Source organism: Micromonospora sp. NPDC049171, assembly GCF_040648275.1.
Lineage (GTDB): Bacteria > Actinomycetota > Actinomycetes > Mycobacteriales > Micromonosporaceae > Micromonospora.
On the sequence record NZ_JBEZDJ010000003.1, the window covers coordinates 363,335 to 389,441 of the forward strand.

At 66.5% G+C, this 26,107-nt stretch carries 23 protein-coding genes; 16 read left to right on the forward strand and 7 right to left on the reverse strand.

The window, feature by feature from the left end:
* Positions 1–14: 14 nt before the first annotated feature.
* Positions 15–161 (reverse strand): hypothetical protein, encoded by a 147-nt coding sequence (locus AB0B14_RS06025; RefSeq protein ID WP_357064687.1) that lies wholly within the window; start codon positions 159–161, stop codon positions 15–17.
* Between the two features lie 90 nt (positions 162–251).
* Between AB0B14_RS06025 and AB0B14_RS06030 the strand changes: the two genes are divergently transcribed.
* The 14 genes from AB0B14_RS06030 to phnD (AB0B14_RS06095) all read left to right on the forward strand — a co-directional run bounded on the left by AB0B14_RS06030 (position 252) and on the right by phnD (AB0B14_RS06095) (position 15,667).
* On the forward strand, positions 252–635 hold the full coding sequence (locus AB0B14_RS06030) for a metalloregulator ArsR/SmtB family transcription factor (RefSeq protein ID WP_357521598.1): 384 nt from the start codon (positions 252–254) through the stop codon (positions 633–635).
* Between the two features lie 425 nt (positions 636–1,060).
* Positions 1,061–1,750, forward strand: a complete 690-nt coding sequence (locus AB0B14_RS06035) for a MarR family transcriptional regulator (RefSeq protein ID WP_357064683.1) — start codon at positions 1,061–1,063, stop codon at positions 1,748–1,750.
* Positions 1,743–2,396 carry an arsenate reductase ArsC gene (locus tag AB0B14_RS06040; protein WP_357521600.1) on the forward strand — a complete coding sequence of 218 codons (654 nt, stop codon included), beginning with the start codon at positions 1,743–1,745 and terminating at the stop codon, positions 2,394–2,396. The genes AB0B14_RS06035 and AB0B14_RS06040 overlap by 8 nt, the downstream gene beginning before the upstream one ends.
* 85 nt (positions 2,397–2,481) lie before the next feature.
* Complete coding sequence (locus AB0B14_RS06045; protein WP_357521602.1) at positions 2,482–3,243, forward strand: MIP/aquaporin family protein; 762 nt, start codon at positions 2,482–2,484, stop codon at positions 3,241–3,243.
* An 18-nt stretch (positions 3,244–3,261) separates the two neighbouring features.
* Positions 3,262–3,693 (forward strand): arsenate reductase ArsC, encoded by a 432-nt coding sequence (locus tag AB0B14_RS06050; protein ID WP_357064678.1) that lies wholly within the window; start codon positions 3,262–3,264, stop codon positions 3,691–3,693.
* Between the two features lie 490 nt (positions 3,694–4,183).
* Positions 4,184–5,581: an NAD(P)-binding domain-containing protein gene (locus AB0B14_RS06055; protein WP_357064676.1), complete on the forward strand. Its 1,398-nt coding sequence runs from the start codon at positions 4,184–4,186 to the stop codon at positions 5,579–5,581.
* A complete protein-coding gene (locus tag AB0B14_RS06060) occupies positions 5,581–6,888 on the forward strand; it encodes an MFS transporter (RefSeq protein ID WP_357064674.1) in 1,308 nt (435 codons plus the stop codon). The genes AB0B14_RS06055 and AB0B14_RS06060 overlap by 1 nt, the downstream gene beginning before the upstream one ends.
* Positions 6,889–7,240: 352 nt before the next feature.
* Positions 7,241–7,615, forward strand: a complete 375-nt coding sequence (locus AB0B14_RS06065) for a hypothetical protein (protein ID WP_357064673.1) — start codon at positions 7,241–7,243, stop codon at positions 7,613–7,615.
* A 50-nt stretch (positions 7,616–7,665) separates the two neighbouring features.
* Positions 7,666–9,699 carry a molybdopterin-dependent oxidoreductase gene (locus tag AB0B14_RS06070; protein ID WP_357521605.1) on the forward strand — a complete coding sequence of 678 codons (2,034 nt, stop codon included), beginning with the start codon at positions 7,666–7,668 and terminating at the stop codon, positions 9,697–9,699.
* A gap of 164 nt (positions 9,700–9,863) precedes the next feature.
* Complete coding sequence (locus AB0B14_RS06075; protein WP_357064670.1) at positions 9,864–10,838, forward strand: hypothetical protein; 975 nt, start codon at positions 9,864–9,866, stop codon at positions 10,836–10,838.
* A gap of 165 nt (positions 10,839–11,003) precedes the next feature.
* On the forward strand, positions 11,004–12,053 hold the full coding sequence (gene phnD / locus AB0B14_RS06080; protein WP_357521607.1) for a phosphate/phosphite/phosphonate ABC transporter substrate-binding protein: 1,050 nt from the start codon (positions 11,004–11,006) through the stop codon (positions 12,051–12,053).
* Positions 12,004–13,767 carry a phosphonate ABC transporter, permease protein PhnE gene (phnE, locus tag AB0B14_RS06085; protein ID WP_357064666.1) on the forward strand — a complete coding sequence of 588 codons (1,764 nt, stop codon included), beginning with the start codon at positions 12,004–12,006 and terminating at the stop codon, positions 13,765–13,767. The genes phnD (AB0B14_RS06080) and phnE overlap by 50 nt, the downstream gene beginning before the upstream one ends.
* Positions 13,764–14,600, forward strand: a complete 837-nt coding sequence (phnC, locus tag AB0B14_RS06090; protein WP_357064664.1) for a phosphonate ABC transporter ATP-binding protein — start codon at positions 13,764–13,766, stop codon at positions 14,598–14,600. The genes phnE and phnC overlap by 4 nt, the downstream gene beginning before the upstream one ends.
* A 134-nt stretch (positions 14,601–14,734) precedes the next feature.
* A complete protein-coding gene (gene phnD, locus AB0B14_RS06095; RefSeq protein ID WP_357064662.1) occupies positions 14,735–15,667 on the forward strand; it encodes a phosphate/phosphite/phosphonate ABC transporter substrate-binding protein in 933 nt (310 codons plus the stop codon).
* A gap of 29 nt (positions 15,668–15,696) precedes the next feature.
* On the opposite strand, the gene AB0B14_RS06100 is transcribed toward phnD (AB0B14_RS06095), so the two are convergent.
* From AB0B14_RS06100 to AB0B14_RS06120, 5 genes are all read right to left on the reverse strand, one after another.
* Positions 15,697–17,040 carry a methyltransferase domain-containing protein gene (locus AB0B14_RS06100; protein WP_357521609.1) on the reverse strand — a complete coding sequence of 448 codons (1,344 nt, stop codon included), beginning with the start codon at positions 17,038–17,040 and terminating at the stop codon, positions 15,697–15,699.
* Positions 16,938–18,059: a GTP-binding protein gene (locus AB0B14_RS06105; protein WP_357064659.1), complete on the reverse strand. Its 1,122-nt coding sequence runs from the start codon at positions 18,057–18,059 to the stop codon at positions 16,938–16,940. The genes AB0B14_RS06100 and AB0B14_RS06105 overlap by 103 nt, the downstream gene beginning before the upstream one ends.
* 29 nt (positions 18,060–18,088) lie before the next feature.
* Positions 18,089–18,970 carry an arsenite methyltransferase gene (arsM, locus tag AB0B14_RS06110; RefSeq protein ID WP_357064657.1) on the reverse strand — a complete coding sequence of 294 codons (882 nt, stop codon included), beginning with the start codon at positions 18,968–18,970 and terminating at the stop codon, positions 18,089–18,091.
* A 29-nt stretch (positions 18,971–18,999) separates the two neighbouring features.
* The gene (locus tag AB0B14_RS06115; RefSeq protein ID WP_357064656.1) at positions 19,000–19,863 is read right to left on the reverse strand and encodes an ArsI/CadI family heavy metal resistance metalloenzyme; all 864 of its coding nucleotides are present in this window, start codon (positions 19,861–19,863) and stop codon (positions 19,000–19,002) included.
* Positions 19,864–19,929: 66 nt separating this feature from the next.
* Positions 19,930–21,000: an arsenic metallochaperone ArsD family protein gene (locus AB0B14_RS06120; RefSeq protein ID WP_357064655.1), complete on the reverse strand. Its 1,071-nt coding sequence runs from the start codon at positions 20,998–21,000 to the stop codon at positions 19,930–19,932.
* A 622-nt stretch (positions 21,001–21,622) separates the two neighbouring features.
* Between AB0B14_RS06120 and AB0B14_RS06125 the strand changes: the two genes are divergently transcribed.
* Both AB0B14_RS06125 and AB0B14_RS06130 read left to right on the forward strand, forming a co-directional pair.
* Positions 21,623–24,220: a molybdopterin-dependent oxidoreductase gene (locus tag AB0B14_RS06125; protein WP_357521611.1), complete on the forward strand. Its 2,598-nt coding sequence runs from the start codon at positions 21,623–21,625 to the stop codon at positions 24,218–24,220.
* A gap of 129 nt (positions 24,221–24,349) precedes the next feature.
* The gene (locus AB0B14_RS06130; protein ID WP_357064652.1) at positions 24,350–24,706 is read left to right on the forward strand and encodes a metalloregulator ArsR/SmtB family transcription factor; all 357 of its coding nucleotides are present in this window, start codon (positions 24,350–24,352) and stop codon (positions 24,704–24,706) included.
* Positions 24,707–24,892: 186 nt separating this feature from the next.
* On the opposite strand, the gene AB0B14_RS06135 is transcribed toward AB0B14_RS06130, so the two are convergent.
* Complete coding sequence (locus AB0B14_RS06135) at positions 24,893–25,957, reverse strand: inorganic phosphate transporter (RefSeq protein ID WP_357521612.1); 1,065 nt, start codon at positions 25,955–25,957, stop codon at positions 24,893–24,895.
* Positions 25,958–26,107: the final 150 nt, after the last annotated feature.

Here is a 26,107-nt window from a genome sequence, read left to right on the forward strand (position 1 = left end):
TGGGCGCTCGGTGATCAGCGCGGCCAGATCAGCGCGTGGATGTCGGTGCGGTTGCGGTCGTAGCGGCGGCGGGCCCGCTCGGCTGCCGCGGTGAACTCGGCGCAGCCGTCGCAGAACCGCGCCGCGATGTCGGCCGCGCGGCGTCGGTTTGCCCGGAACATGGCGCTCTCCTCATGCTCTCGCAGATACTGTCTCGAAGTTGCTCGAATCAGAGAGTTGCACGTTGTTTCGAGATCTGTCAACCTAGAGAGATGTCAAAGCAGACCGGGACAGCGCTGCGCCTCACCGACCTCGACGAGGGTGCGCCCTGCTGCGCGCCGATCAGCGAGCAGCGGATCCCCGCCGAGACCGCCGCTGTGCTCGCGCCGGCCTTCAAGGCTCTCGGCGACCCGGTACGGCTCCAGCTCATGTCGATGATCGCCTCGGCACCCGGCGGGGAGACCTGCGTCTGCGACCTCACCCCGGCGTTCGACCTGACCGGACCCACAATCTCCCACCACCTGAAGACCCTGCGCGAGACCGGCCTCGTCGACGCCGAGCGTCGTGGCACCTGGGTGTACTACCGGCCCCGACCGGGCATCATGCGACAGCTCGCGTCGCTGCTGACGGTCGACGCCGCCTGCACTCCACGATGAGCGAGGTGAGGACCTCAATTGAGGGTCATGGGCGCCGCAGGCGTGCACGCTGCCGGCGGCGGAGCAGCAGTTACGGCTGGCGGAGACCGGTGGGCTGTTCGCCGCCGGGGTGATCACGCAACTGTTCGATCGGCTGGACACGATCGTAAGCCCGACGAATTAAGCGGTGGGCAAATCTCCTCCTGACGGGCCGCCCACCTGCCCAGACCGCTCGTTCGCGCGTCTTCCCCGACGAGCGGCAACCCGGCCGGGCCTTCGTGCACACCGCCGCCTTAGCCCTCTGATCACTCAGTACTACACCCTTGTCCGCGATCGGGCAGGACCAGGAGAAGGCTTGACCCCGAGGCGCCCACGCTGTCCGGAGGGGTGACCACCGCACAACGGGTGACTTGACTTCGCAAACCAACTCAGCAACCATTGAGTCAATGGACGCTGAGTCATCTTCGTTGTGGCGACGGGCGCGGATCCACGCCGCCCTAGGCGAGCCGGCCCGCCTCGCCATCGTGGACACCCTCACCGTCGGCGACGCCTCCCCCGGCGAGATCGCCCGCGCCCTGCGCCTGCCCACGAACCTCGTCGCGCACCACGTGAAGGTGCTGCAAGACGCCGGCCTCCTGGTACGGACCCGGTCCGAGGGTGACCGGCGGCGTACCTACCTGCGCCTGGAACCCGAGGCCCTCGCGGCGCTGACTCCCCCGCCGCTGGCCGAGGCGGCGCGGGTGGTGTTCGTGTGCACCCACAACTCCGCGCGTTCCCAGCTCGCCGCCGCGCTCTGGGCCCAACGCGCCCGAATCCCGGCCGCCTCCGCCGGCACTCAACCCGCCCCACGGGTGCACCCTCGGGCGATCAAGGTCGCGAGCCGGCACGGCCTCACGCTCAACCCGACCGGTACCGCGCACGTCGCCGATGTCGTGCACGAGGGCGACCTGGTCATCGCGGTCTGCGACAACGCCCACGAAGACCTCACCGAGACCGTCCGGCCCCGGCTGCACTGGTCCGTGCCCGACCCCGCGCCGGCCGACAGTGACGCCGCGTTCGAGGCCGCATTCACCGACCTCGCCGGACGCATCGACCGCCTCGCGCCCGCCCTCGAGCCCGGAGCGTCCCATGCCTGACCTGACCGCCCACGACCGGCGCGAAGACCTGTCCGTCGACCGGCAACTCGCGCTGCACACCGCCGCCACCCGGCTCGCCGCCGGGTTCGACGGCACCTACGGCACCGAGACCATCGAACGGCCCCTACACGCAAAGCGACGACCAGTTCGCCACCAACGGCAGCGTGCCCACTTCCTCCCCCTGCTCGCCGAACGGTTCGCCCGCCAACGCCTGCACGCCCTGGCCCGAGTCGAAGGACTCCACCACGACGGCCGCCCCGTCGTCCTGTTCCTCGGCACCCACAACGCCGGCCGCAGCCAGATGGCCCCTGGCTTCTTCACCCACCTGGCCGGAGACCGCGCCGTGGCCTGGCCCGGCGGATCCGAACCCGGCATCGAGGTCAACCCCGCCGCCATCACCGCGATGACCGAACGCGGCATCGACATCTCCGGCGAGTACCCCAAACCCTGGACCGACGAAGCCGTCCGCGCCGCCGACATCGTGATCACCATGGGCTGCGGCGACTCCCCCAGCACCCGCTACGAGAACTGGGACCTCAACGACCCCTTCGGGCACACCGTCGCCGAGATACGACCCGTACGCGGCGAGTTCAAGCGACGCGTCCGCCGCCTCCTCGACCAACTCGACATCCCCACCACCGGATAACCCCGGCCTCGTCCCAAGCCAGCGAACCAACCGTCCAGGCCGCAGGACCAGCCCGCCGACCTCTCAGAACCGGAGCACCACCCTGATGACCACCGAAGCACCCTGGCGGCGACTCCTCGCCGAATTCCTCGGCACCGCACTGCTCGTCACCGCCGTCGTCGGCTCCGGAATCATGGCCACCACCCTGTCACCCAACGACACCGGCCTACAGCTACTGGAGAACTCCGTCGCGACCGCCCTCGCCCTGGGCGCACTCATCCTGATCTTCGGCCCGGTATCCGGCGCGCACTTCAACCCCGTCGTCTCCGCCGCCGACTGGTTCCTCGGTCGCCGTACCCGTAGCGGCCTCACCACCCGGGAACTGTGCGGCTACATCGCCGCCCAAAGCGCGGGCGCTATCGGCGGCTCGATCCTGGCCAACCTGATGTTCGCGCTACCCGCGGTCGAATGGTCGACCAAGGAAAGGTCCGCCGGGCACCTGTGGCTCGGTGAAGTGGTCGCCACGGCCGGGCTCATCCTGCTGGTCTTCGCCCTTGCCCGCGCTGGCCGCTCCCTCGCCGCTCCCGCTGCCGTCGGCGCCTACATCGGCGCCGCTTACTGGTTCACGTCATCAACGTCGTTCGCCAACCCTGCCGTCACCCTTGCCCGGGCGTTTACCGACACCTTTGCCGGCATCGACCCCTCCTCCGTTCCCGCGTTCATCCTGGCTCAACTCGGCGGGCTCCTCCTGGGGGTGGCCCTCCTCCTCGCCCTGTATCCGCAGGTTGATCACCGCGCCGACGAGGTGCATGTCCAGCACCCGTCCGCCGACGAGCACGCAGCCGGCGTTGCCAGCCAGACATCCTGATAGAAAGGAAGAACAGCGATGAGCAAGCCCAGTGTTCTATTCGTGTGCGTACACAATGCCGGCCGTTCTCAGATGGCCGCCGGCTGGCTCCGCCACCTCGGCGGCGACACCGTCGAGGTCCGCTCAGCCGGGTCGGAACCCGCCGAACAGATCAACCCTGTCGCGGTGCAGGCCATGCGCGAGGTGGGTATCGACATCACTGCCAACACTCCGCGCAAGCTGGAGTACGACCTCGCCAGAAGCTCCGACGTGATCATCACCATGGGCTGCGGGGACGCATGCCCCGTCTTTCCTGGCAAGCGGTACGAGGACTGGCAACTTACCGACCCCGCGGGTCAGGGCATTGAAACTGTGCGCGAGGTCCGCGATGAGATCCGTCACCGCGTCAAGAGCCTCCTGGCGGAGCTGCTTCCCGCTGACGTTCGAGCACGAACCAATCAGTCTGATTGACGGCGTCGCACGTCCCGATGCCCGACGCCGTCTGATGTCATGTATCGCTCTGCCGTTGGGACACTGCGCCCCATCGGGTCAGGACCAGGCGCTGGTGTCGGCGTGCTCGCAGCCGTTCAGGTCGACGGTGTCGGCGGACAGTTCGTCAGCGGGGTCCAGCAACAGGCGCAGCCGGGGGTTGCCGATGCGGTAAAGCACACGTCGACCCCGCCGTTCGGCAACGACTGGGCGGCGGGTCCGCAGACGGGCCAAGTGGTTGGAGATCCGACCAGGGACAACCGCGAGCCGCACCGGCACGTCCCGGTTTTCGGATCATGGCTTGCGCAGGCGGATAGGCCGCCACCATGGGAACTGGCAGGACGTTGTGCCGGGGAGACGTGACCCTCATCTGCTGAGCCGTCACGCCCACGTCATCAGTTGACCATGCTGGTTCGGCCCCGGCCACCACGGTGCGCCGAACTGTTCGAGGAATGCCATTGCGGGGGCTGTTGTGAACGCTCGTTTGGAAGACCTGCCCGTCGTGGTGATCGGTGCGGGGCCAGTGGGCCTTGCCGCCGCCGCACACCTGTACGAGCGTGGAATCCCGTTCGCGCTGTTGGAAGCCGGCGACGGCCCTGCTGCCGCCGTCCGGCAGTGGGGACACGTTCGGCTGTTCTCCCCCTGGCGGTACAACATCGACCGCGCAGCCGGACGGTTGCTCGACTCGGCCGGTTGGGTGGAGCCGGAGCCGGACGACCTGCCGACCGGGGCCCAACTCGCTGAGGCGTATCTTCAGCCACTTGCTGAACTGCCGGCCTTGCGACCGAGTGTGCGCTACGGCACGCAAGTCGTAGCGGTCACCAGGCTGAATTTGGATCGGGTCAGCTCCAGCCGGCGGGAATCAACACCGTTCCTGGTTCGCCTCAGCGACGGTGAGGACATGCTGGCCAGAGCTGTCGTCGACGCCTCCGGCACCTGGGGTATGCCGAACACTCTCGGAGCCTCTGGCATCCCGGCTCATGGAGAGGCCGCCGCTCGGAGCCTGCTCGAGCACGCCCTGCCCGACGTCCTTGGCTCCGCCATCGACCGGTTTACCGGTGCGCACACCTTGGTCGTGGGATCCGGCCACTCGGCCGCGAATACGCTCCTCGCCCTGGCCGATCTGGCTGGCATGTCAGAGGGAACTACCGTGACATGGGCAATCCGGGCTGCCAGGCCGGACCGGCTCTATGGCAGCGGCGAGTCGGATCCGCTGCCTGCCCGAGGCGCACTTGCCACCCGGCTACGTGAACACGTCGAAACGGGGCGAATCCGGCTGGTAACCGGCTTCTCGGTGCAGACGCTGGTGCCGTCGGCGGGTGGCGGGGTGAGTGTCTTCGACGGGGTCCGCCGCCTTGTGGTGGATCGGATCGTGGCAGCGACCGGTTTTCGCCCCGACCACACCATCGCCTCGGAACTGCGCTTGGATCTCGATCCGATCCTCGGCTCCCCCCGTGCCCTCGCACCGCTGATCGACCCGAACGCGCACACCTGCGACACCGTCGCGCCGCACGGCGTCAACGAACTCACCCACTCTGAGCCGGGCTACTACGCCGTGGGCGTCAAGAGCTACGGTCGCGCCCCGACGTTCCTCCTGACCACAGGTTACGAACAGGCCCGCTCGGTTGTCGCCGCGCTGGCCGGGGACTGGGACGCGGCACGCGAAAGCCAACTGAACCTGCCCGAAGCGGGCGTGTGCACGAGCAGCACGGAAGACGTCGATGTCGCCACCAGCGGCTGCGCCGCGCCGGCGAGCGGTCAGTCCGCGACCGGCTTCCCCGGTCGCCGGCTGACCGGGCACCGAACCCTGATCGAACTGGTGGATGAGTCTCCGGCGGGGACAGGACAATCCGACATCTGCAGCTGCTGATGCCCATCACGCAAACAGCGCCTGCCGGAGGTCCCACCGGCGGCGGCCTGTTCCAGGGGTGGCGGATCGTGGCCGCGTTGGCGGTCACTCAGACCGTTGGCTACGGCGTCCTCTACTACACCTTCGCAGTCCTGCTCCACCCGATGGCGGCGACCCTGCACGCCTCTACCACCACCGTCACGGGCGCTCTGACCGCGGCGATTCTCGCTTGGGCGGTCATGGCTGTGCCGGTCGGAAGATGGCTCGATCGGCACGGCGGCAGGGCTCTCATGACCGTCGGTTCCCTGGCGGCGACCGGACTCGTCGTGGCATGGTCTCAGGTCCGTACCGTCGCGCAGCTGTACGCCGTGCTGATCGGTATCGGCCTCACCATGGCCATGGTGCTGTACGAGCCGGCATCGGCGATCATCGTCTCCTGGTTCGACCCGGCACGGCGCGCCAAGGCGCTACTGCTGATGATCGTCATCGCCGGCTTCGCGAGCACCATCTTCCTGCCGCTTACCGGCCAGCTCGTCGCCCGGTTTGAGTGGCGTACCACGTTGGTCGTACTGGCCGTGGTCTACGGTCTGATCGCCATACCGCTGCACGTGAGTGCCGTGCGCAGGCCGCCGCACCTCAAGGCGAAATCGCCAAGCGCCACCCCGGAGAGGCGGCGCGCACTGATCCGGGCGGCGCTGCGGGACGGCCGATTCTGGTGCCTGGCGGTCGCATTCGTCGCGCACACCGCGGCTGTGGCCGCCATAACCGTTCACCTGGTCGGGTTCCTCATCAGCGTGGGGCATCCGGGAACGTTCGCCGCGACGGTCGCCGGCCTGCTCGGCGTCCTGTCGGTCGCGGGACGCCTGATTCTCACCGGTGCGCAGCGTCGTGTCCGTACGACCACTGTCGTCGCGATCGTCTTCGGGATCCAGGCCGGCGCCGCGTTGGCCCTCCCGATTGTCGGTGGCAGCCGGATCGGGGCGATCGTGGCGGTGATCGGCTTCGGACTCGGCTTCGGCGTGGCCAGCCTCGCCACGCCCGCCTTACTCGCCGACCGTTACGGGACGACCACCTATGCGAGCATCGCGGGCACCTTGGCCGTGCCCACGACTCTTGCCAAGGCGGGTGCGCCGCTCGGCGCCGCAGCCCTGCTGGTCAGCCCTGGTGGCTACACGACAGTCCTCGTCGCTATCGGTGGCAGCTGCCTCGTAGCCGCGGCCGGCATCCTCGCCCGGGCCGGAGAGCCGTCGCCGATCGCGGAGGGGGAACTCGTCGCCCCCTCCGCCGCGGACACCCGCTCGGCGGGCAGGGACACCACGGCGTCGTAGGCGGAATGTGCGCCGCAACGACTCCCGGCAGGCACCATCGTCGCCCACGCGTTGCCAGGGGCGAACTTGCGGCGCACGGCGCGGCGGGCTTGCCGGAAACGACAACCGCTGGTGGACCGTGCGTCGGCCGCTGCGGGTTTCCTCTCGTCGCGGTCAATCCGAGACGACCTCAACCGCTGGTCGCTCCCCACCCTCACCGACCGTCAGAACGCGAATGGCCTGTCGGATTCATGTCTTGCCCACGCTCGTCAGCGACCGATAGCATCGCCGAAGTTGCTTACATCAGCCAATATTGATGTTGGCGACGGGAGCTGCGCTTGTACAGACGTTTGCCGATTCGGGGAGGCACCTCGTGAACGTACAGCCTGTAGGTATTCCGCTGACCGAGATCGGCGCCGCCTGCGCGGCGCCTGTTGATGACTCCAAGGGACTGGTCGTCTACGTCAACGACGAGGATGAGAGCAGGTCGGCCCTGGCGACGTTCGACCTGCTCGCGGACCCGCCCGACTGCTGTCGAATGCGCACCCGCCTGCTCGCCCGTGACGAGTCCGGCGCGCGTCCGGAGGTGGTTGCCGAGGTCGCCGCACACATGGGTTCGTGGCCGTTGCCGCTGACGGTGGTAGACGGGCACCCGGTGGTAGCGCAGCGACTGCCGACGCTGGAGGAACTGGCTCGATTCACCAACGGCAAGACGTACGGCCCGGCACCCAGTCTGCTGCCGTCCTGAATCCTGCCGCAGGGGTCATCCGGCACGCGCACCTTCCCAGGAGGCCTACCGTGTCCCGCACCGTAACTGGAGCGTGCCCGCATGACTGCCCGGACCGGTGCAGCTGGCTGGTCAGGGTCGATGACAGCGGACGGGCGGTGGCGCTGCAGGGCAATCCCGCCCATCCACTGACCGCCGGTCGGCTGTGCGGCAAGGTTGCCGGCTATCTGGAAGACCGGGTCTACAGTTCGCAGCGCCTGACCCGGGCACTGCGACGCACCGGTGACAAAGGCGATGGGCGATTCGCCGAGATCGACCTGGACGAGGCCCTCGAAGAGGTCGCGGCGCGGCTGGCCGGGATCGTCCTCGACGTCGGTCCGGCGGCGGTCGTGCCATTCAGCTACGAGGGCACCCAGGGCCTGCTGCAGTCGAAATCGATGAGTGAACGGTTCTTCGCCCGGCTGGGCGCTACTGAGCTCGTCAAGGCGATCTGCGGGCCTACCGGCGGACTGGGGGTCGCCGCAGTCAACGGGACCACCACCGGGGTGCTGCCCGAGGATGCCGAGCATGCCCGGCTGATCATCGTGTGGGGTGCCAACCCTGTCGTCACCACGCAACACCTCTGGCCGGCGATGCTCAGGGCCCGACAGGCGGGTGCCCGGCTCATCGTCATCGACCCGGTCGCCACCCGGACGGCACGCGCCGCCGACTGGCACATCGCTCCCCGCCCTGGTACCGACACCGCACTCGCACTCGGTCTGGCACACGTGATCTTCGAGCATGAGCTCACCGATGAGCGGTGGATCGCCACACACACCAGTGGAGTTGCCGAGCTGCGCGCCGCCGTTGCCGAGTTCACCCCGGCACGCACCGCGGAGATCACCGGCCTTCGCGCACAGGACATCGTCAGGTTGGCCCACGAATACGCCATCGGCAGCCCATCGCTGATCCGACTGCTGGTCGGCATGGAGCACCACACGCACGGAGCGGCCGCGTACGCCGCTATCGCTTGTCTACCGTCGCTGACGGGGGCCTGGCGCAAGCATGGTGGAGGGCTGGCCTACCACACCTCGCCGCACTTCATGGACGCCTTCAACATGGTGGGCCTCAAGATGCCGCACCTCGCCCCGGGTCCGCGCCGTCGGATCAACATGGTGCAGTTGGGCCGGGCCCTCACGGATCCGGAGTTGGATCCGCCGGTGCGAGCGTTGTTCGTGCACGGCAGCAATCCAGCGGTGATCCTGCCCCGACAGCGATTGGTCCGCGCCGGGCTGAGGCGTGACGATCTGTTCACAGTTGTCCACGAGCATGTTCTGACGGACACGGCCCGATACGCCGACATCGTGCTTCCGGCGACAAGCCAGCTGGAGCATCTCGACCTGATGAAGTCGTGGGGGCATGTCGACCTCACGCTCAATCTTCCGGCGGTGGCACCACCCGGGGACGCGATCAGCGTCACCGACCTCTTTCGCGACCTCGCCAGGCGGATGGGCTTCGTCAATCCATGCTTCCGCGACACCGACGAAGATCTCATCGCCACCGCGCTGGACTCACCGCACCCGCATTTGACCGGCATCACCGCGGCCAGCCTTGCCGAGCACGGCGGCTGGCAGCGTCTCAACCTGCCGCAACCCTATGTTCCCTTTGTCGATGGCTTTCCCACCTCCGACCGGCGGGCCCATCTTGACGCCGGAGCCCGCGCGGCCTCGACAGCGTTGCCCGCACAGCCCACCGATGCTCGTTGGCCGTTGCAGCTGCTGTCGGTCAAAGGATTGCGTTCCATGAACTCCACCTACGCGGACACCGAGCGGGGGCGGCGCGACGGGGGCCCGTGGCTGGACCTACATCCAGACGACGCGGACGAACGTGGCATCGCCGACGGCGATCCGGTGCACGTGCACAACCAGCAAGACTCCTTGAGCTTCTACGCCCGGGTCAGCACCTGCGTGCTGCCGGGAGTGGTCGCGGCGGTCTTCGGGGCCTGGACTGTGAGCCCCGGCCGAAACGATGGCGCCACGGTCAACCTGCTCACGGACGACAGCCTGACCGAGGCAGGCGGATCGTCCTATCACGACACCTTTGTGCAGGTCACTCGCCAGGTATGACGCTAACCGGACAGCCGGTGTCCGGCCAGATGCCAGTACGAGGCTTGCCCCATCGATGGCCACCCCATTAGCCTCAACCAGAACGAGTGACATCAGATTCCACTGATGATGACCGCGTTCGTAAATGGATCCGGTCGCAGTGGCACGGGGGAGGAACCGACGCCATGGCGTTCGACCCTGCACGCGTGGAACAGGAACTGGAATACCTGGTCGGCCGGCAGTTGCTCGCCCGTCGCGAACCCGATCAGGTGCTGTCTCTCATCGATGACGCGTACGTGTATGCCGAGGCCGTGGCCGCTGCGGATTCACTGCACATCCACGTGAAGGTCGACGACCTGGCCGACCTGCCGCATGCCGAACTCGGCGTACACGGTGAGCTTGAGCGCTGGAAGGCGCCCGGCTACGTCAAGTACCGCCTACCCGGAAGCATCAACGTCATCTTTTCCTCATTTCCAATCTCCCAGGACGATTTGATCAGGGGTGCGGTCACCCTGCCCCGACCGTTCGTGGACCACCTTGGTGTCGACCTGCGGCATGAGGACGCAGGCACCCGGAAGCGGTTTGATGGCATACCCACCCTTGGCACCCGGGACGGCTGGCGCACCGTACGCCAGGGCGGCCCGGGCCGGCCGGTCTACGGCGCGCACACCCAGGTCGCGGAGAAGCACTGGGCCTTCGGTCCGGACGGCGCGAGCGACTGGCGGCGCCCGGTCGAGTTCGCCTTCGGCCAACTCATCATCAATGAGGACTACCTGGGCTGCGACCACCGTCCGATCGATCCGACCCATCCGCTGGCCCTCCAGGCTCTTCCCTGGGAGGAAAGCCGCCGCTCGGCGCTTCCAGACGACATGGCGGGCATCGTGGTCTACGTCAAGAACGACGCCGAGGACCGTGCGGCGACCGCCGTCTTCGCCGGGCTGGCTGGCACCCCGATGCGGACCAAGCTGCTCACCGCCGAGTACCCCGAGGAATATCCGGACGTGGTGGTTGCCCTGTGGCGACTCAAGGACAGTTGCCCGCTGCCCCTAACCGTCGTCGACGGGTATCCGGTCGTCACGCAGCGGATCCCGACACCTGTGGAGGCGGCTCACCTTGCCAGCGAGCCCGTGCAAGCGCCTGCGCCGGAGGTCTTCAGCTAGCCTGCTCCGCCGCCCACCTCCCGAGTCGTTCACGTAGGAGCAGCAATGAGGTACCAGGTGAGGCGAGAGTCCCGGGCTGCGCCGGGCGCCTCCGAGGCGCCGCGACGGTGCTGAGCACCACATGCCCACGCACGGGCCACGTGTCGGATCAGCCCCACTCGCGAGTTGGCGACCCTGCGGGTCAAGCACCTCAAAGCCCAGGTGATCCGGGCTGGCCGCCAGGTCGACCGCGTCGGCACGTACCCCTGCACAACGGCTGATTGGAGCCATAACCTGATGTGGAAAACGTCCCGCGTTGCCGCCCTGATTCTTGCCTCGATAACGGCCGTGACAACCATTGGCGCTTGCTCGACCGAGGAATCCGCCGGCAACGCGGCTACTGAATGGCCTGACAAGCTCGTGTTCGCCGCCACTCCGAGCGGTGAGGCGCGTACGTTCAACGATGACTTCGGCCCATTTGTGACCGCCCTGTCGAAGGAAGTCGGCATCAAGATCGAAACCTTCCAGGCCGCCGACTACGCCGCCGTCATCGAAGGAATGATCGCCGGCAACGTGGACATCGCGCAGCTTGGCGCGTTCTCCTACGCCCTCGGCGTGCAGAACGGCGCGTCGCTGGAGCCATCCGGGGTACGCATCCATGCGAAGGGCGACAAAGCCGGCTACACCATCTACGGCCTGGTGAAGTCGTCCAGCACCATCAACGGCCTGGAAGGCTCGAAGGGTCGGACCGTGTGTCTGCCGGACCCGGCATCTACCACCACGCTGATCCCGCTCTTCGAGTTCAGCAAGGTGAATATGGAGCCAGACAAGGACTTCAAGCGGCTGACCGTGCCTGCTGGAGCGACAATCCCCCGGACGGTCCAGAAGGGCGACTGTGATCTGGGAATGGCCTCGCAGGCGCAGCTCGAAACTGCGATCAGGCAGGGCGACGTCGGCAAAGACGACCTCAAGGTCGTGTGGCAGGTGCAGGCGCCCGGATCGCCACTCGCCGCCAGGACGCAGTTGCCCCAGGAACTGCGCGACAAGCTCAAGACCGCAGTCAACAAGATCAACGCTGAGTGGCTCGAGCAAAACGGTCACTGCAGCGGCGACAAGTGCCTCATCAGCGCCAGCGCCGATTTTGGCTACATACCCGTGGAGGCAAGCTACTACCAGGTGATTTGGGATGCCTGCAAAGCCACCAGGATCGAGGCGTGCGGCCCTCTCGGCGGCTGACCGTTTTCCGGCTGAGGAAAGGACGGCGGCGTTGTCCGCACCCCCCGGCAGCGCCACCGTCGACCGGCCGCCGCCTACCAACAACACCGGTCAACCACGTCGACGGCGACTGAGCCCGCCCTGGACCCGGCGACGGATAACGGCATATGCCGCGGCGGCGATGTGCCTGGCGTTGACGGTCGTCTCGGCCAGCCAGGTCGGAGTCGAACCGACCCGGCTCGTCGAGGGCTGGACCGACATGGGCAACCTGTTGGCACGGATGACGCCCATCGAGACGCCGGACTACGCCCGGCTGGCGAAGCCCCTGTTGGACACCATCATGATGGCGGTCACCGGCACCGCCCTGGCGCTACTGCTCTCTGTGCCGCTCGCGTTCCTGGCCGCCGGCAACACCTCCCCGCACCCTGCGGTGCGGGCACTGGCCCGCGCGGTCATCCTCGGCGCCCGTTCCATACCCGATCTGATCTACGCCCTCATCTTCGTACGCGTGCTGGGAGTCGGGGTCCTGCCGGGCGTGCTGGCGATCGCCGTCTACTCGACCGGAATGATCGGCAAGCTTTTCGCCGACACCATCGAGGAGGTCGACCCTGGTGTCACCCAGGCACTGACCGCAGTCGGCGCACGGCGTCTGCACATCATTGTCACAGGCGTCCTGCCGCAGGTGATGCCATCGTTCGTATCGGTCGGCCTGTATCGACTCGACATGAACGTGGCCGCCTCCGCCATTCTGGGCTTCGTTGGTGCGGGCGGGATCGGGTTCGAGCTGTACACCACCCTGCGCACACTGCAGTACCAGAAAGGCTTGGGCGTCGCTCTGATCATCATCGTCCTGGTGATCATGGTAGAACGCCTATCCGCAGTGATCCGTGGCCGGCTAATTACCCACCGCGACAGCAGCGTCTGGGCCGTGTCGACAGACGGTGCAGGACGGCAGCGCCTCTCCCCGCCGTGGACCCGCGACCGCATCACGCGCCTGGGCGCCATCATCACGGCTTGCGGACTAACCGCAGCCAGCTTCGCCGGGCTGGGAATCAGCCCTTGGACGGTGCTACGGGCGGTGCCGGAACTCATCGCCGGCTTCGCCGACTTCTGGCCACCGGATTTCGCCTCGGTCGCCTCCTCGCTGCCCGACGCCCTACTCGAAACCTTGACCATCGCCGTCACAGCCACCGCGATCGCAACCCTGCTCAGTGTGCCCATCGCGGCTTTCGCGGCCCGCACCGTCGCACCACATCCGGCGGTCTACCACGCTGCCCGGTTCGTCATCGTCCTGTCGCGCGGGCTCCCTCCATTGCTGATGGCATTGATCTTCGTCTCGGCGTTCGGGCTCGGTCCCTTCGCCGGAGCGATCGCACTCGGTCTCGCCACCATCGGGATGACCGCCAAACTCATGGCCGACGCCATCGAGCACCTCGACCCGGGGCCTGCCGCGGCACTTCGCGCGGCCGGAGCGTCTCGTACGCAGCAGGTCTCCACCGCCGTCATCCCCCAGGTGGCTCCATCGTTCGTGTCCACCGTCCTGTTCACGCTGGACAGCACCATCCGGTCGTCGACGATCGTCGGTGTGGTCGGGGCGGGTGGGATCGGGTTCATCACCTATCAGTCTGTGCACACCCTGCAGTTCCACACCACTACTGCCGTTCTGATCGTCATCTTCGCGACTGTCTTCATCGTCGAGCGCTGCGCCGACCTGATCAGAAAGAGGATCCTGTGACACCACCCGGCACCGCACCCCAGGCGCCGGTTGTCGCCGTCGCCCACCTCAGCAAACGCTTCGGCACCCATACCGCCGTTGACGATGTCACCTTCACTCTGCCCGCGGGACAGTTCCTCGCCGTCATCGGGCTGTCCGGGTCGGGCAAATCCACACTGCTGCGGCTCCTCAACGGCCTGCACCAGCCATCGGCCGGCACAGTGTCCGTGCTGGGCACCGACGTCATCACCGCCCGAGGACGCGCGCTCCAGGAGTTGCGCAGCGAGGTGGGATTCATCTTCCAGCAGTTCAACCTGGTGGGCCGGATAACGTGCATGGAGAACGTGCTCTCCGGCGCGCTGGGCCGACTGCGGTGGCCGAGGCTCGGCATAGGCACCTACCCCCGCGCCCTACGCCGGGAATCCCTCGATCACCTGGACCGGGTCGGGCTCGGTCACAAAGCCTTCCAGCGAGCCGACACGCTCTCGGGCGGGGAACAGCAACGAGTGGCGATAGCCCGCGCACTGATGCAGAAGCCCAAGCTCCTGCTCGCCGACGAACCCGTCGCGTCCCTCGACCCGGAATCGTCTCTGCAAGTTATGGAGATTCTGCAGCGCATCTGCACCGAGGAACACCTGACGGTCATCTGCAGCCTGCACCAGGTCGACATGGCGCTTGGGTGGGCACATCGCGTACTCGGCCTACGCGCCGGACGAACCGTCCTCGATCAACCCACCAGCGAGCTGGACACCGCCGCCGTCATGCAGATCTACCAGCGTGAACCGGGCGAAACCAACTACACCGCCGACAGTCCTCAGGGCCCAGCAGTGCCCGTCGAGGCGCATCTGCCGTAGCGCCCGCTCAGGGACAGCACAGCGAGATCATCACCGCCAAGGGAAGCCGGGGACGACCAGCGCCACCGAGACATCGCTGCCTCCTCGACCAGCTGGCGCACCATCACGTCGTTTCCACAAGCTGAGGAGCAGCGATGACCAGAAGACGCCGTTTCACAACCTGGGCGGTAGCCGCCACCCTCGTTGCCACGACTACCGCCTGCGGCGGAGACGACGCGGGCGCGCCGCAGACAAGCTGGCCCGACAAGATCACATTCGCTGCGGTGCCCGCCGGCGAGGCGAGCACCTTCGACGCCCACTACGGCCTGTTCATCCGAGCACTGTCCGAGGAGGTGGGCATCAAGATCGAGACCATGCAGGCCGCCGACTACGCGGGTGTCATCGAGGCACTCATCGCCGGCACCGTCGACATGGCCCAACTCGGCGCGTTCTCATACGCCCTCGCCGTGCAGAACGGCGCGAAGATTGAGCCGACAGGCCTCCTTCAGCACAGGAAAGGTGACCAGCCCGGATACGTGGTCCTCGGCGTGACAAAAGCATCGGATCAGGCATCGTCGCTCGAGGACTTTCGCGGCAAGACCGTGTGCTTCCCTGACCCCGCCTCGACGTCCACCTTGCTGCCGCTGTTCGAGTTCGCCAAGGCTGGACTGATACCGGACAAGGACTTCAAACGACTTGTCGTGCCAGCCGGGAACACCATCCCGCGCGCTGTCAAGCGAGGCGACTGCACCATCGGGCTGGTGGCCGACGCCCAACTGGAGAACGCCATTCGCACAGGTGACGTCACCCAGGGAGAACTGAAGTCGATCTGGGAGGTGCGTGCTCCGCACTCACCGGTGGTCACGCGTTCCGAGTTGCCCGACGACCTCCGGGACAAGATCCGCGCCGCCACTTTGAAGATCAACGCCGAGTACCTCGAACAACGCGGTTGGTGCGCCGCGGAGGCGTGCCTCGTGAGCTCGAACCGTGACTTCGGCTATCTGCCGGTCGAGCACTCCTACTACCAGGTTATCTGGGACGCGTGCAAAGCCACCCGCGTGGATGCATGTGGGCCGATCGGCAACTGACCAGTCACCGAGGAGCTCAAACGGCCTGCTCAGCAGTCACACTGGCCGTTGACCCGTTCGCACGCAGCTGATTCGGATACAAGGCGATAACGGGTCCGGGGAGCCTCCGGCCGCACCCCAGATGCCTGGTCTACGGGTACCGCGTACACCGGCGGCTCAGTGGCCGTCCCGTGCTGCAGCGCGTCGTCGGTGGAATCCGCGGCAGCTTCGAGAATGAACGTGTGCTCCGAGTAGGGGCCGGCGAGGATCGATCGGAGATCGTCCGGTCCGATTGGTACGACCCGGCCCCGTACCATCTCCAGGCCCGTATCGATGGTGACGGTCGCGAACGGCCCTCGGTAGACCACCGCGTGCGGGGACGGTCGCACGCTTCTCTCCGGGGGCTTGTATGCGGCGACGGTGACGCTACGGAACTCCACGTCCCCCACCGTCTCCCAGGGCCGCGCCTCGCGCTTCAGGATCGTCAGCCCGGTGAGCCCCACACGTGTGAAGCCGTCCAGGAATCGTTCCTCTTGCAGGGCCCCGCTGTAGCAGCCTGACCACAGGTGCGGGTCGGCCTGCATCGCGGTCGGCACATCGATGTCGCTGACGATGTCGCTGATGACCGCTCGGCCCCCCGGGCGAAGGACGCGAGCGATCTCGCCGAACATGTCCTGCTTGCGCTGTGGAGCCACCAGGTTGAGAACGCAGTTGGATATGACCACGTCCACGCTACCGTCGGGCACCAGAGGCGAGTCGCGTCGCAGCCGGTCCGACAGTTCCTCCAACTGTCGGACGTCATCATAGGAGCGCACCGGATGACGGCCCAGGTGCCCATCGAGAAACTCAAGGTCCAGAGCGAGGTCTTCGATTTGCGCCTTCGCGAAGGTGACGTTGCCGTAGCCGAGCCGCCGCGCCACCTCCGCCTGGGCTCCGCGTGCCACGCCCAGCATGTCGTCGTTGAGGTCGACGCCCAGGACCGAGCCGGAGGATCCCACTATCTGCGCGGCGATGAAGCAGACCTTTCCGGCCCCGCTGCCCAGATCGAGCACGTGCTCGCCGGGCTGCACGTAACTCACCGGGTCACCGCAGCCGTAGTCCCTCTCCAGCACCTCCGACGGGATGACCTTGAGGTACTGCGGGTCATAGTCGACCGGGCAGCAGAGGCCCGCCTCTGCCACCTGGGAGGCAGCGCTGTATCGCTGCTGGACGGCGCGATCGATGCTCACAGTGCTACCCGACTTTCCCCGGCCTGCTAGGGCCGATGCCAACGATGTCATGAGCGGGTGACTTACTGGCCGGAGAACGCGTTCCCCACCAACATGCGGTGTGTCGGCTCTGGCTGGCCCGGCTTGAACGAGCGCTGGCTGATGAGCCGTGATTGGACACCCCATGCCTGGTCGGCCTCTGCGACCGTGTCCGAAGCCAGGTGTTCGAGCTGAGCCGGCTCGCAGGCCACGCGAGCGTTGAGCACCGCCCGACCGCCGAGTGAGGTGGCGGCGCCGGCCAGATCGACGGCCGAAGGCCGGTCGTAGTCGATGAGGCTGGCCTTGGTGAGTGTGCCCGAGGCCGCGTCCTGGAACATCAGCTTCACGTGGCCGATCATGTGCTCTTCGGCGCGGCAGCCGCGGGCTAGTGCCTGCAATACGGTGCGCATCCACGCCGCCGGCTCGAACGGGCTGCTCGGCGTCTTCAGATCGAGCGTCTGGTCGAGCCAGGCCAGCCGGGCCTCGGCCGCGCCGTAGCGCTGGTAGTCGACGTCGAGATCGTCGCTGTCCGCGGTATGGTCGCGGGTCCAACAGTCGAGCAATGGAGCGACCTGTTGGGTGGACGCCGAGTAGGTCACCACCTCGGCTTGGGGGAATCGGCGGGTCAGTGAGGTCACGACCGTGTCCACCTCGTCGGCCGCGAGCAGGTCGATCTTGTTGACGCCGATCACGGCCGCGTCCTCGAGCTGCTTGCGATACAGGTACGTAAGGTCGCTTCCGCTGTCGCCCCGATCGAGGTCGGGCAGCAGGCGCAGGTATCGAATGGGGTCGACGACGGTCGTCATCGGGGCGATGGAGAAGTCGTCGCCGTGCAGGGCGGCCAGGGGTCGGACGACAGTAGCGGTCAGATCGGTGCAACTGCCGACCGACTCGGCGATGATGACATCGGCGTCCTGACGGCGGATTAGCTGTGACATCACGGCGAGCAGGTCTTCGAAGCGGCAGCAGAAGCATCCGCCGGTGACCTCGCCTACGCCGGCCAGGCCTTCAGCTGCCACGGCGGTGTCGACGAGTTCGACGCCCTGGTCGTTCGTGATCACGGCGACACGGTGACCTGCGGCGCGTAGCTGTTGGGCTGCCGTGGTCATCGTCGTTGTCTTGCCGGCGCCGAGGAATCCACTCAGCACAATGAACCGCGTGCTCATCAACCCTCCCCATCGGTGACGAAATGCGCTCAGGGCCTCTCGGCGCGTACGACCGCGCTGGCGAAGCGGGCCAGAATGGCCTCGACGACGTCCACGGGTTCCAGTTGGGCGTAGTCCGGGAGGCCAGCGGGAAAGAGATCCGTGGCATCGTGTTCTCGCAGGATGTCCATCCGCGGGTCGGCGAAGCCCTGCTCGCTCAGCAGTCGCAGATAGTCGATGTCGCTGAGGGCTCCGGCGACACAACTGCCCCATGCGTAGAGATCCGTGCGGAGCGCGTCGGCGAATGCCGAGCCGGCCGGCAAACCTCCCCGGATCACCACGTCGGCTACGGCCAGCCGTCCACCCGGTCGCAGCACCCGCCATGTCTCAGCGACGACCTGTCGTTTGTCGACGGCGAGGTTGATGACGCAGTTGGAGATGACAACGTCGACGCATGCGTCGGGCATCGGAATTTGCTCGATGTCGCCCTTGAGGAACGAGACGTTGCCAACGCCCGCCTCGGCCGCGTTCTGCCACGCCAGACCAAGCATCTCGTCGGTCATGTCGATGCCGTACACGTGCCCGGCGGGCCCGACGCGGCGGGCGGCGAGAAGAGCGTCCAGCCCGCCGCCCGAACCCAGATCGAGGACGACATCGCCGGGGCGCAGCGCCGCTACGGCGGTCGGGTTCGCACAGCCAAGCCGGGCGAGCGCGGCTCGCAGCGGTACCTCCTCCATGTCGTTGAGTTCGTAGATGTCGGCGGAGAAGTCGTTTACTCCGGTGGTCGGGCGTTCGCCGCAGCAGCTGGAGTCGGTGCTGCAGCAGGATCCGGCGCTGGTGGCCTGACTCGCCTGCGCGGCGGCCCGGCTGCCGTACCGGAGTTTGATCGTCTCTCTGATGGTGTCTGCGGCGTCCGGTGTTGTATTGATCATCGATTGTCCTCTGGTCATGCCTGCCGGTGTCACGCGGACACGGGCATCTTCGATGAGGATTCGCTGCTGACCCGGCTTGGGGCGATCTCGGCGTAACAGGCGCAATCGGGGCCGCAGCCCTCGTCTGCGTCGGCCTCGGTAACGACGTAGACCTCCCAGCGGTTGCCGTCGGGGTCACCCACCCAGACCTTGGTCTGCACGGCGTAGCAGCACGGGGTGGCGACCTCCTCGTCAGTGAGGAATCCAGCGGCGGCGAACCGCTCCTTCATCGCCATGACGATGTCGGTGCTTTTGACCTGAACTCCGAGGTGGTTGACGGCGCCGCCAAGGGTCGGCTTGCGATCCGGGTTGAATGAGATCACCAGCGGCGGCTCGGAGACCTCGAACTTGGCGTAGTCGGCCAGGTACTTGGTCGGAGGCTGTCCGAAGAACACCTCGTAGAATTTGACCGTCTCCTCAAGGCTGTTGACGAACATGCTGATGTGCATGCGACTGGCGGTGGCGAACTGGACCGCCGAGTCGGCGCGGTCGACGAGTCCGGCCGCGGTCTGGACACCGTTGGCGAGGTAGTCGGTGAGCTGTGCGACCGTGGGGAGTTCGCCGGAGATCACCGGCTTGTCGTCCACCACGGTCAGCGGCATGGTGCCCGACCGCTTGATCCGCATCACCTGCAACACGACAGCCGGGATCCCCTCCAGCGTCGATCCGTAGAGGTTGGTCGCGGTCAGCGTCACGGTCTCGGGCACACCCGGTACCGCGTCCAGCACCCGCTGGGCTGCTACCTGGTCGTCGTCACTGCTGACAAAGACATCGATCTTCATGGCTGCTCCTGTCGTCACTGCGGTCGGGGGCGCGGGCGAGGTCATCACCCGGGTAGGGGTCGCGGCGCTCACCGGAGCGGCTGCCGTTGCGGGTACGCCGGCGTCGCCCTGGTGGTCAGATCGGACGGAGCCGCTCAGTCAGCAGCACGACGAGTCGGTGGCACAGCACGCGTCCGTGGTAGCGGTTGGGCGCTTGGCCGGTGACTGCGTCTCGTCGGGATGGTCGATGAGCTGTACTGCCTGGGTCGCCGTGGGCAGCCAACCCTGGGTGCGCAAGGCGCCGTCCACCACCAGCGCGGGAAGGCAACGCGACCCCTCTGCTTCGAGGGCGAAGAAGAGCGCAGGTGGCAGCGGGAGCAAGCCGACGGGCTTGGCCATGTCGAACGCCTGGATCTCCGCCGTGTCGTACCGCTCCCGTAGTGCGTTGAGCAGCGGCTGTGAGGGTGCCGTATTACACGAGCACTCCTCGAAGACGTAGATCTTTGCGGGGCTCACCGCCTGCCGTTGCTCTGACGCGTTGGCCGCACCGCTGACCACTCCGTCGCTCGGGGTACCGCAGCCGGGAACCATCGCGCTCACCTGGGCGGCCAGGGGGTGTGCCGGATCGATCGGCCGGTAGTCGCATCCCAGGTGTTCGTCGGACGACCGCAGGTCACCGAACGCGAATTCGATCGGCCGCCGGGTGCCGTCGGATCCTTCCGGGGGATAGACCCAGTGCTTCGGGCCCATCTCGGTGTAACAACACCGTACCGGGCCATCCTGATACACGTGCCGCCAGCCGGCGCGGGCAGCGGTTCCTGGGATTGCCTCGAACACCAATTTCGTCGCGTCGCTTTCCTCGCGGAGGTCGACGCCTAGGTGGTCGACGTAGGGCTTCACCCGATTGACCGCACCTGGAATGAATTCGTCCTGAGCAGTCGGTTCGGTGGCAAAAATGACATTGAGGCCGCTAGCGAAGGAGAATTTGCGCTCGTACTCCGAGTTCGAGGTCTCCTGGCAGGCACGAGCCAGGGCCTCTTCGTTCGGCAGTCGGGTCAGGTCGTCGGCGTTGACATGGACGTGGATGGACTCGGCGTTGCCCATCGCGTCGACGAACGGGAATACCTCACTGATCACCTCGACGACCTGCTCGGCCTCCTGCGTGGCCAGCAGACCGACCTCGGTGAACAGGCGCAGGTCCTGCTCGATCGTAGGGACGTGAAAGGCCATAATTCCTACCTCCTAGGCGGGCTTATTTTGCGCAGAACGACATGTCCAGTCTCGCCTGAGATGGCTGGCGCCGAGAAGCTGGGCGCGGAGCTGATTAGATCCTCATTGACTTTCGTCATCGTCTAACCAGCGGTGTCCGATGTCAAGGAGGCAGCCGACCTCGCGCAGCCTCCCCGGGGGGACCAAAAGCTCACCCGATCCGGCCCCCACCTGCACAGAACGGGGCGGGCAACATCATTAACAGTGATCAATTTAAGTCAATGTCGGATTTCAGTATGCGCTGAAACGAACACACCGACGCATCTGGCTCAACCCATTGACCAAAATGATTAGGATTGGCAACACTGGACGCGCAGCCCGCTTGATCACCTGCGCCCAGCTCATGTCCCTTACCAATCCAGCCGTGCCGGACGCGGACACTTGCCGTTCCACACTCCGGCCGGCGGCGCCGTCACCGCCGGCCGGTCCACGCTGTCTTCGACCACAGCAGGCCCAACCATCCCGCAACGACGGACCACGTGCGAGGCCACCGCAGGAATCGCCCCCGGCGAAGTGATGGTGTCGATGTTGCGTCCGCCGGTGCAGGCAGCGTGCCGCTCTCACCAAGAACTGGAGCTGCCTCATGTCGCAGTCCGATCCTGGATCATCGAGTTCCTACCATCACCCGGATCCGACACCACTGCCGCTTGAGGTCTCACGGCGGACCCTCATGGCGGGCGTAGCGTTCGGTGCCGCGAACGTGGCCGCAGGCACCGTACCCGGGCTGATGCCCACCGCCGCCCAGGCGTCGCCTGGCGGTGCGGGGCCGAGCGGTGAAGCAGCAGCCGGCACCGCAGCGGGGAACTCGATCTGTTCATCGATGCCGGACTTCACTCGCGGGTCGGCGGCGCTCGAGCCTGACCGCATAGTCGTCACCGCCTGCCAGTTCTGCAACAGCAACTGTCGTCTACGGGTGGGGCTCAAGGCTGGCCGGATTATCGAGGTGCGGGGCGAGCCGGCCGATCCGGTCCAGGACGGCAACCTTTGTGTCAAGGCTCCGGCAATGACCGAACTCGTCTACAACAGGCTTCGGCTGACGACACCTCTGCGCCGGGTGTCCGGCGTCAAGGGCAGTCCATCGTCGCGTTTCGAGCCGGTGTCCTGGGACGAGGCGTTGGACACCATCGCCGTTCGCTTTCTGCGACTGCGCGACGAGGGCGCCGCGCACACCATCGCCAACCGCACCAGCGGCCGACTCCCCAGGGGCACCGGATCCCTGGTCAGCCGCATGTTTGCGATGCTGGGCAGCCCCAACGACACCGATGTCGGGCCGGTCTGCAACGACGCCGGCGGGGACGCTCTGGCGATGACCTTCGGGCTTCCCAACTTCACCAACGGATACGGGGTCGATCCCACAACGGGCCAGGAGGACCTCGGCTCCGCTCGCTATCTGCTGATGCTCGGTACCAACCAGGCGGAAACTCATCCCGTCACGTTCGCCTACCTCCTGCGTAGTCGACAACGGAGCGGCGCCCGCCTGGTCGTGGTCGACCCACGCCGCACACCGACCGCGGCGCTCGCGGATACCTGGATCTCACCGAAGCCGCACACCGACCTCGCACTGGTCCTCGGCATGCTGGGCCACATCATCCAGACCGAGCGCTACGACCAGGACTTCGTCGCGCAGTGGACGACGGGCTTCGACGAGCTTCGACGCCATCTCGCCAGTCGCGCCTACAGCCCGGCCTGGGCAGCCGGCGTCACCGGCGTACCAGAGGCCACGATCCGGCAACTCGCGGAGGACTATGCCACCTCCCGGCCCGCGGCGATCTTTTGCAATGCCGGCATCTCCCATCAGCTGGGCGCCTTCGACACGTACCGCGTGATCGCGATGCTCGCCGCGATCACCGGCAACGTCGGCGTCCCGGGAGGCGGCTGCAACTTCATGCACAACACCTGGCCTGGACGGCTGGACCTGCCGCCCCTGCCCGCGCCGGCGCCGCAGCGCGGGCCTGCTCTACCGGTCGGCCCGGACGCCTTCGCCGAGTCGATCCTCGCCGGTCGCCCCTATCGCCTGCAGGCGCTCGTTACCGAAGGGAATCCCCTGGTCAGCTCCGCGAACACCGCGAAGGTCCGTGAGGCATACAAGCGGCTCGACTTCTACGTGTACACGGGCTTGTTCATGGAGGAGGCGGCGTACTACGCGGACCTGATCCTCCCCGTGCGTAGCGGGTTGGAATTCGAGGGGGTGTACATGCGCCGCGACGATCGCGCGATCCGATGGCAGGACGCTGCTGTGGCCCCGGTCGGTCAGTCTCGCACCGACATCGAGATCTGGGTCGACCTCGCCCAAGCTCTCGCTCGCAAGGAACGTCGTCACCCGAGCTCCTACTGGACAGACGCCTTCCCCCGCCGCTGGCGTGACTACCGGAACCTGTGGTCCGAGTTCGTCAGGCATACCCCCGGGATGGCGGGTATGACACGTGATCGGCTGCGCACGCGCGCCGAACCGCTACGCTGGCCCTGCCCCGATCTGGACCATCCCGGTGTCAGCACCTTGTATCTCGACCATCCATCCTGGTACCAGGCTGCGGAGTCGTTGGACGCCGGGAATCAGGGGAAGCGGTTCCTCACACCGAGCGGGAAGGTCGAATTCACCACGCCGGCCCTTGAGCAGCTACTTGCGCCCAGTGGTCATAGCGCCCTGCCCTTCTTCTACACCCACCCGGAGGTGACCGGAGCTCATCCGACCGTCGCGTACGATCCGAAATTCATCGTCAACCCGCTCAAACCCCAGGCCCTTACGCACCCGGTCCGCCTGGCGGTCCCCGGGTCCGACACGGTCCATCGTCGATACCCGCTCATGGGCATGACCGGCCGGCCCAGTGTCGCGCACTTCGCGACAGTGACGCACTGGACGCACACCGGGAAGAGGCTCAACGGAGTACGTCTGATCCAGGTGCACCCGGATACCGCGCGGCCGCTGGGGATCGAGCAGGGAGACGACATTATGGTCGAAAGCCCCCGTGGTGCCATAACCGGCACTGCGCTACTCGACGCGGGGATCCGCCCCGACACAGTGTTCGTGCCGAACACCTTCGGCCCAGCACAGCAGGTCGGCGACGAGTTCGGCGACCCACGCTATCAAGCCGCGAACCACCTGGTCGACGACGCATTCTATGACAATCTATCTGGACAGCAGGCGTATAAGTGTTTCGCTTGTCGCATTCGCAAGGTATGACAGTCGATCTAGCATCGTCAAGCTACCTGCACGACCAACAATGGACAGCGCGGCCAGCCTCACCCTCCTTCCGCAGTCAACTTCCAGCAACCATCTTGCGCTTTGTTAGAAGAGTGTCAAAATAGATGAATGACTAAGTTAGCCGGCTCAGGCAGCGTGGGGCCGAGCAAGCCTTCATCCCCGCCGATTCCACTGGACGACATTCAGGCGCCGATGATCGCGTCAATGTTCAAGGCCCTGGGCGAACCGGTCCGATTGCGTCTACTGACAATGATCGCAGCAGGCGGCGAGACGTGCGTCTGCGATCTTTCCCAGGCCTTCCATCTCACCGGGCCCACTATCTCGTATCACCTGAAGGTATTACGAGATGCCGGGCTGGTCGGTTGCCAACGTCGCGGTACCTGGGTGTACTACTGGGTAGTCCCGACCGCGATGCACCGCCTCGCCGGATGCCTCGTCTCCGCCGTACCGGACTCCGGGAAATAGCACCCGGACTCCCGCCAAGGTCCGACGTTGCCGCGGAGGCGGCACCTGCGGATTGATGGTCCCGACTCGGGCCGAGTCCCCGGTCGAGCAGGGCCCGGCCATGAGCCTGGGAGTACGGGTCATACGCACGCCGGCGCCCTCCTCCTTGTCCGGGGTCGGGTGTTGGGGGCCGGTGGGAGCGGAATCTCAGCCAGCGGCGGCGAACACGATGGCAGCCACCACGCCGGCGCAGATGGGGGTGGCGGTCCAAGCGATGGCGAAGTCGCGCAGGGTCCTACCGGAGATACGGCTCAACTGCCCACCAGCAGATCCGACGATCGCCCCGGTGGAAACCTGAGTGGTGGACATGGGCAGCGCGAGAAACGCACCGGCGCCGACGAGACAGGCGGTGGTGGCGTTGGCGGTGAAGCCCTCGGTGTGGCTCATCCGCACGACCTTCTCGCCCAGCGTCCGAGCGACACGGACACCGAAGAGCGAGCCCGCGGCCATCGCTACGGCGACTATCACGCTGATCACCGTCGCCGAGTATCCGGCGGGCAATAGGGCGAATCCACCGATCGCGGCTATCTTCGGGGTGTCGTTGAGTCCTCGCGCGCAGCCCGTGGCACCACTGGACGCCCAATGCAGGAACGTGACGGCTAGATCGCGTCGCGCCGGCCCCGGTACCGCGTAATCTGCGGCAGTGACAGGCCGCCCGTCCGGGGCCGGGACGGCCGCGCCCGTTCCGGTGGGTGCCACGCCAACGGTCGCGAGTTCGGTCTGCGGGGTGCGGCGGAGCCGACGGCCGACCTGTACCGCCATGACAAGCGTAACCGAGATGCCGTAGGCCACAACGATGCTCAGCAGCAATGGCAGGACAACCTTTTGGAGTACGCCCGACCATTGCACACTCGATGGAGCCAGGACCAGCCCCGCGCCGACGAGTGAGCCCACAATCGCCTGCGTGGTGGAGACCGGAAGCCTGGCCACGGTGGCCAGCGCGACCCAACTGCTGGTGCCCAGCAGGACGGCCAGGGCAAATGCCGCAGTCGGTGCACCACTCACGATCCCCTGGGAAAACAGCTTTCCCATGCTCCGTCCAATTTGGATGGATAGCAGGGCGCCAATCAAGGTAGTTGCCGCACCCCAGAGAATCGCGGTTCGATAGGCAGTGACCCCTGCCCCAGCAAGGGTTGCGACGCCTTTCGAGACGTCGTTTGCCCCGTTAGCCGCAGCAAGGAAAAGCAGTACGACAAGGATCGCAACGGTCATATTCGCCCCTCACTCTCGAAGTTGATCCTCGAACGAGTGTGTACCAGCATTTACCGTACGTCAACATTGAATTCACTCAATGTTCAGGGGGGAGTTGCCCACAACCGAATAGACCTGCCTATATAGAAAATATTCTAGACTGCGGCACCT

What these genes read in the sequence shown, in the direction of transcription:
- AB0B14_RS06025 (WP_357064687.1), bottom strand. Translation starts at nt 161, where the DNA reads ATGTTCCGGGCAAACCGACGCCGCGCGGCCGACATCGCGGCGCGGTTC.
- AB0B14_RS06030 (WP_357521598.1), top strand. Translation starts at nt 252, where the DNA reads ATGTCAAAGCAGACCGGGACAGCGCTGCGCCTCACCGACCTCGACGAG.
- AB0B14_RS06035 (WP_357064683.1), top strand. Translation starts at nt 1,061, where the DNA reads ATGGACGCTGAGTCATCTTCGTTGTGGCGACGGGCGCGGATCCACGCC.
- AB0B14_RS06040 (WP_357521600.1), top strand. Translation starts at nt 1,743, where the DNA reads ATGCCTGACCTGACCGCCCACGACCGGCGCGAAGACCTGTCCGTCGAC.
- AB0B14_RS06045 (WP_357521602.1), top strand. Translation starts at nt 2,482, where the DNA reads ATGACCACCGAAGCACCCTGGCGGCGACTCCTCGCCGAATTCCTCGGC.
- AB0B14_RS06050 (WP_357064678.1), top strand. Translation starts at nt 3,262, where the DNA reads ATGAGCAAGCCCAGTGTTCTATTCGTGTGCGTACACAATGCCGGCCGT.
- AB0B14_RS06060 (WP_357064674.1), top strand. Translation starts at nt 5,581, where the DNA reads ATGCCCATCACGCAAACAGCGCCTGCCGGAGGTCCCACCGGCGGCGGC.
- AB0B14_RS06075 (WP_357064670.1), top strand. Translation starts at nt 9,864, where the DNA reads ATGGCGTTCGACCCTGCACGCGTGGAACAGGAACTGGAATACCTGGTC.
- phnE (WP_357064666.1), top strand. Translation starts at nt 12,004, where the DNA reads ATGCCTGCAAAGCCACCAGGATCGAGGCGTGCGGCCCTCTCGGCGGCT.
- phnD (WP_357064662.1), top strand. Translation starts at nt 14,735, where the DNA reads ATGACCAGAAGACGCCGTTTCACAACCTGGGCGGTAGCCGCCACCCTC.
- AB0B14_RS06100 (WP_357521609.1), bottom strand. Translation starts at nt 17,040, where the DNA reads ATGGGGTGTCCAATCACGGCTCATCAGCCAGCGCTCGTTCAAGCCGGG.
- AB0B14_RS06105 (WP_357064659.1), bottom strand. Translation starts at nt 18,059, where the DNA reads ATGAGCACGCGGTTCATTGTGCTGAGTGGATTCCTCGGCGCCGGCAAG.
- arsM (WP_357064657.1), bottom strand. Translation starts at nt 18,970, where the DNA reads ATGATCAATACAACACCGGACGCCGCAGACACCATCAGAGAGACGATC.
- AB0B14_RS06120 (WP_357064655.1), bottom strand. Translation starts at nt 21,000, where the DNA reads ATGGCCTTTCACGTCCCTACGATCGAGCAGGACCTGCGCCTGTTCACC.
- AB0B14_RS06125 (WP_357521611.1), top strand. Translation starts at nt 21,623, where the DNA reads ATGTCGCAGTCCGATCCTGGATCATCGAGTTCCTACCATCACCCGGAT.
- AB0B14_RS06130 (WP_357064652.1), top strand. Translation starts at nt 24,350, where the DNA reads ATGACTAAGTTAGCCGGCTCAGGCAGCGTGGGGCCGAGCAAGCCTTCA.
- AB0B14_RS06135 (WP_357521612.1), bottom strand. Translation starts at nt 25,957, where the DNA reads ATGACCGTTGCGATCCTTGTCGTACTGCTTTTCCTTGCTGCGGCTAAC.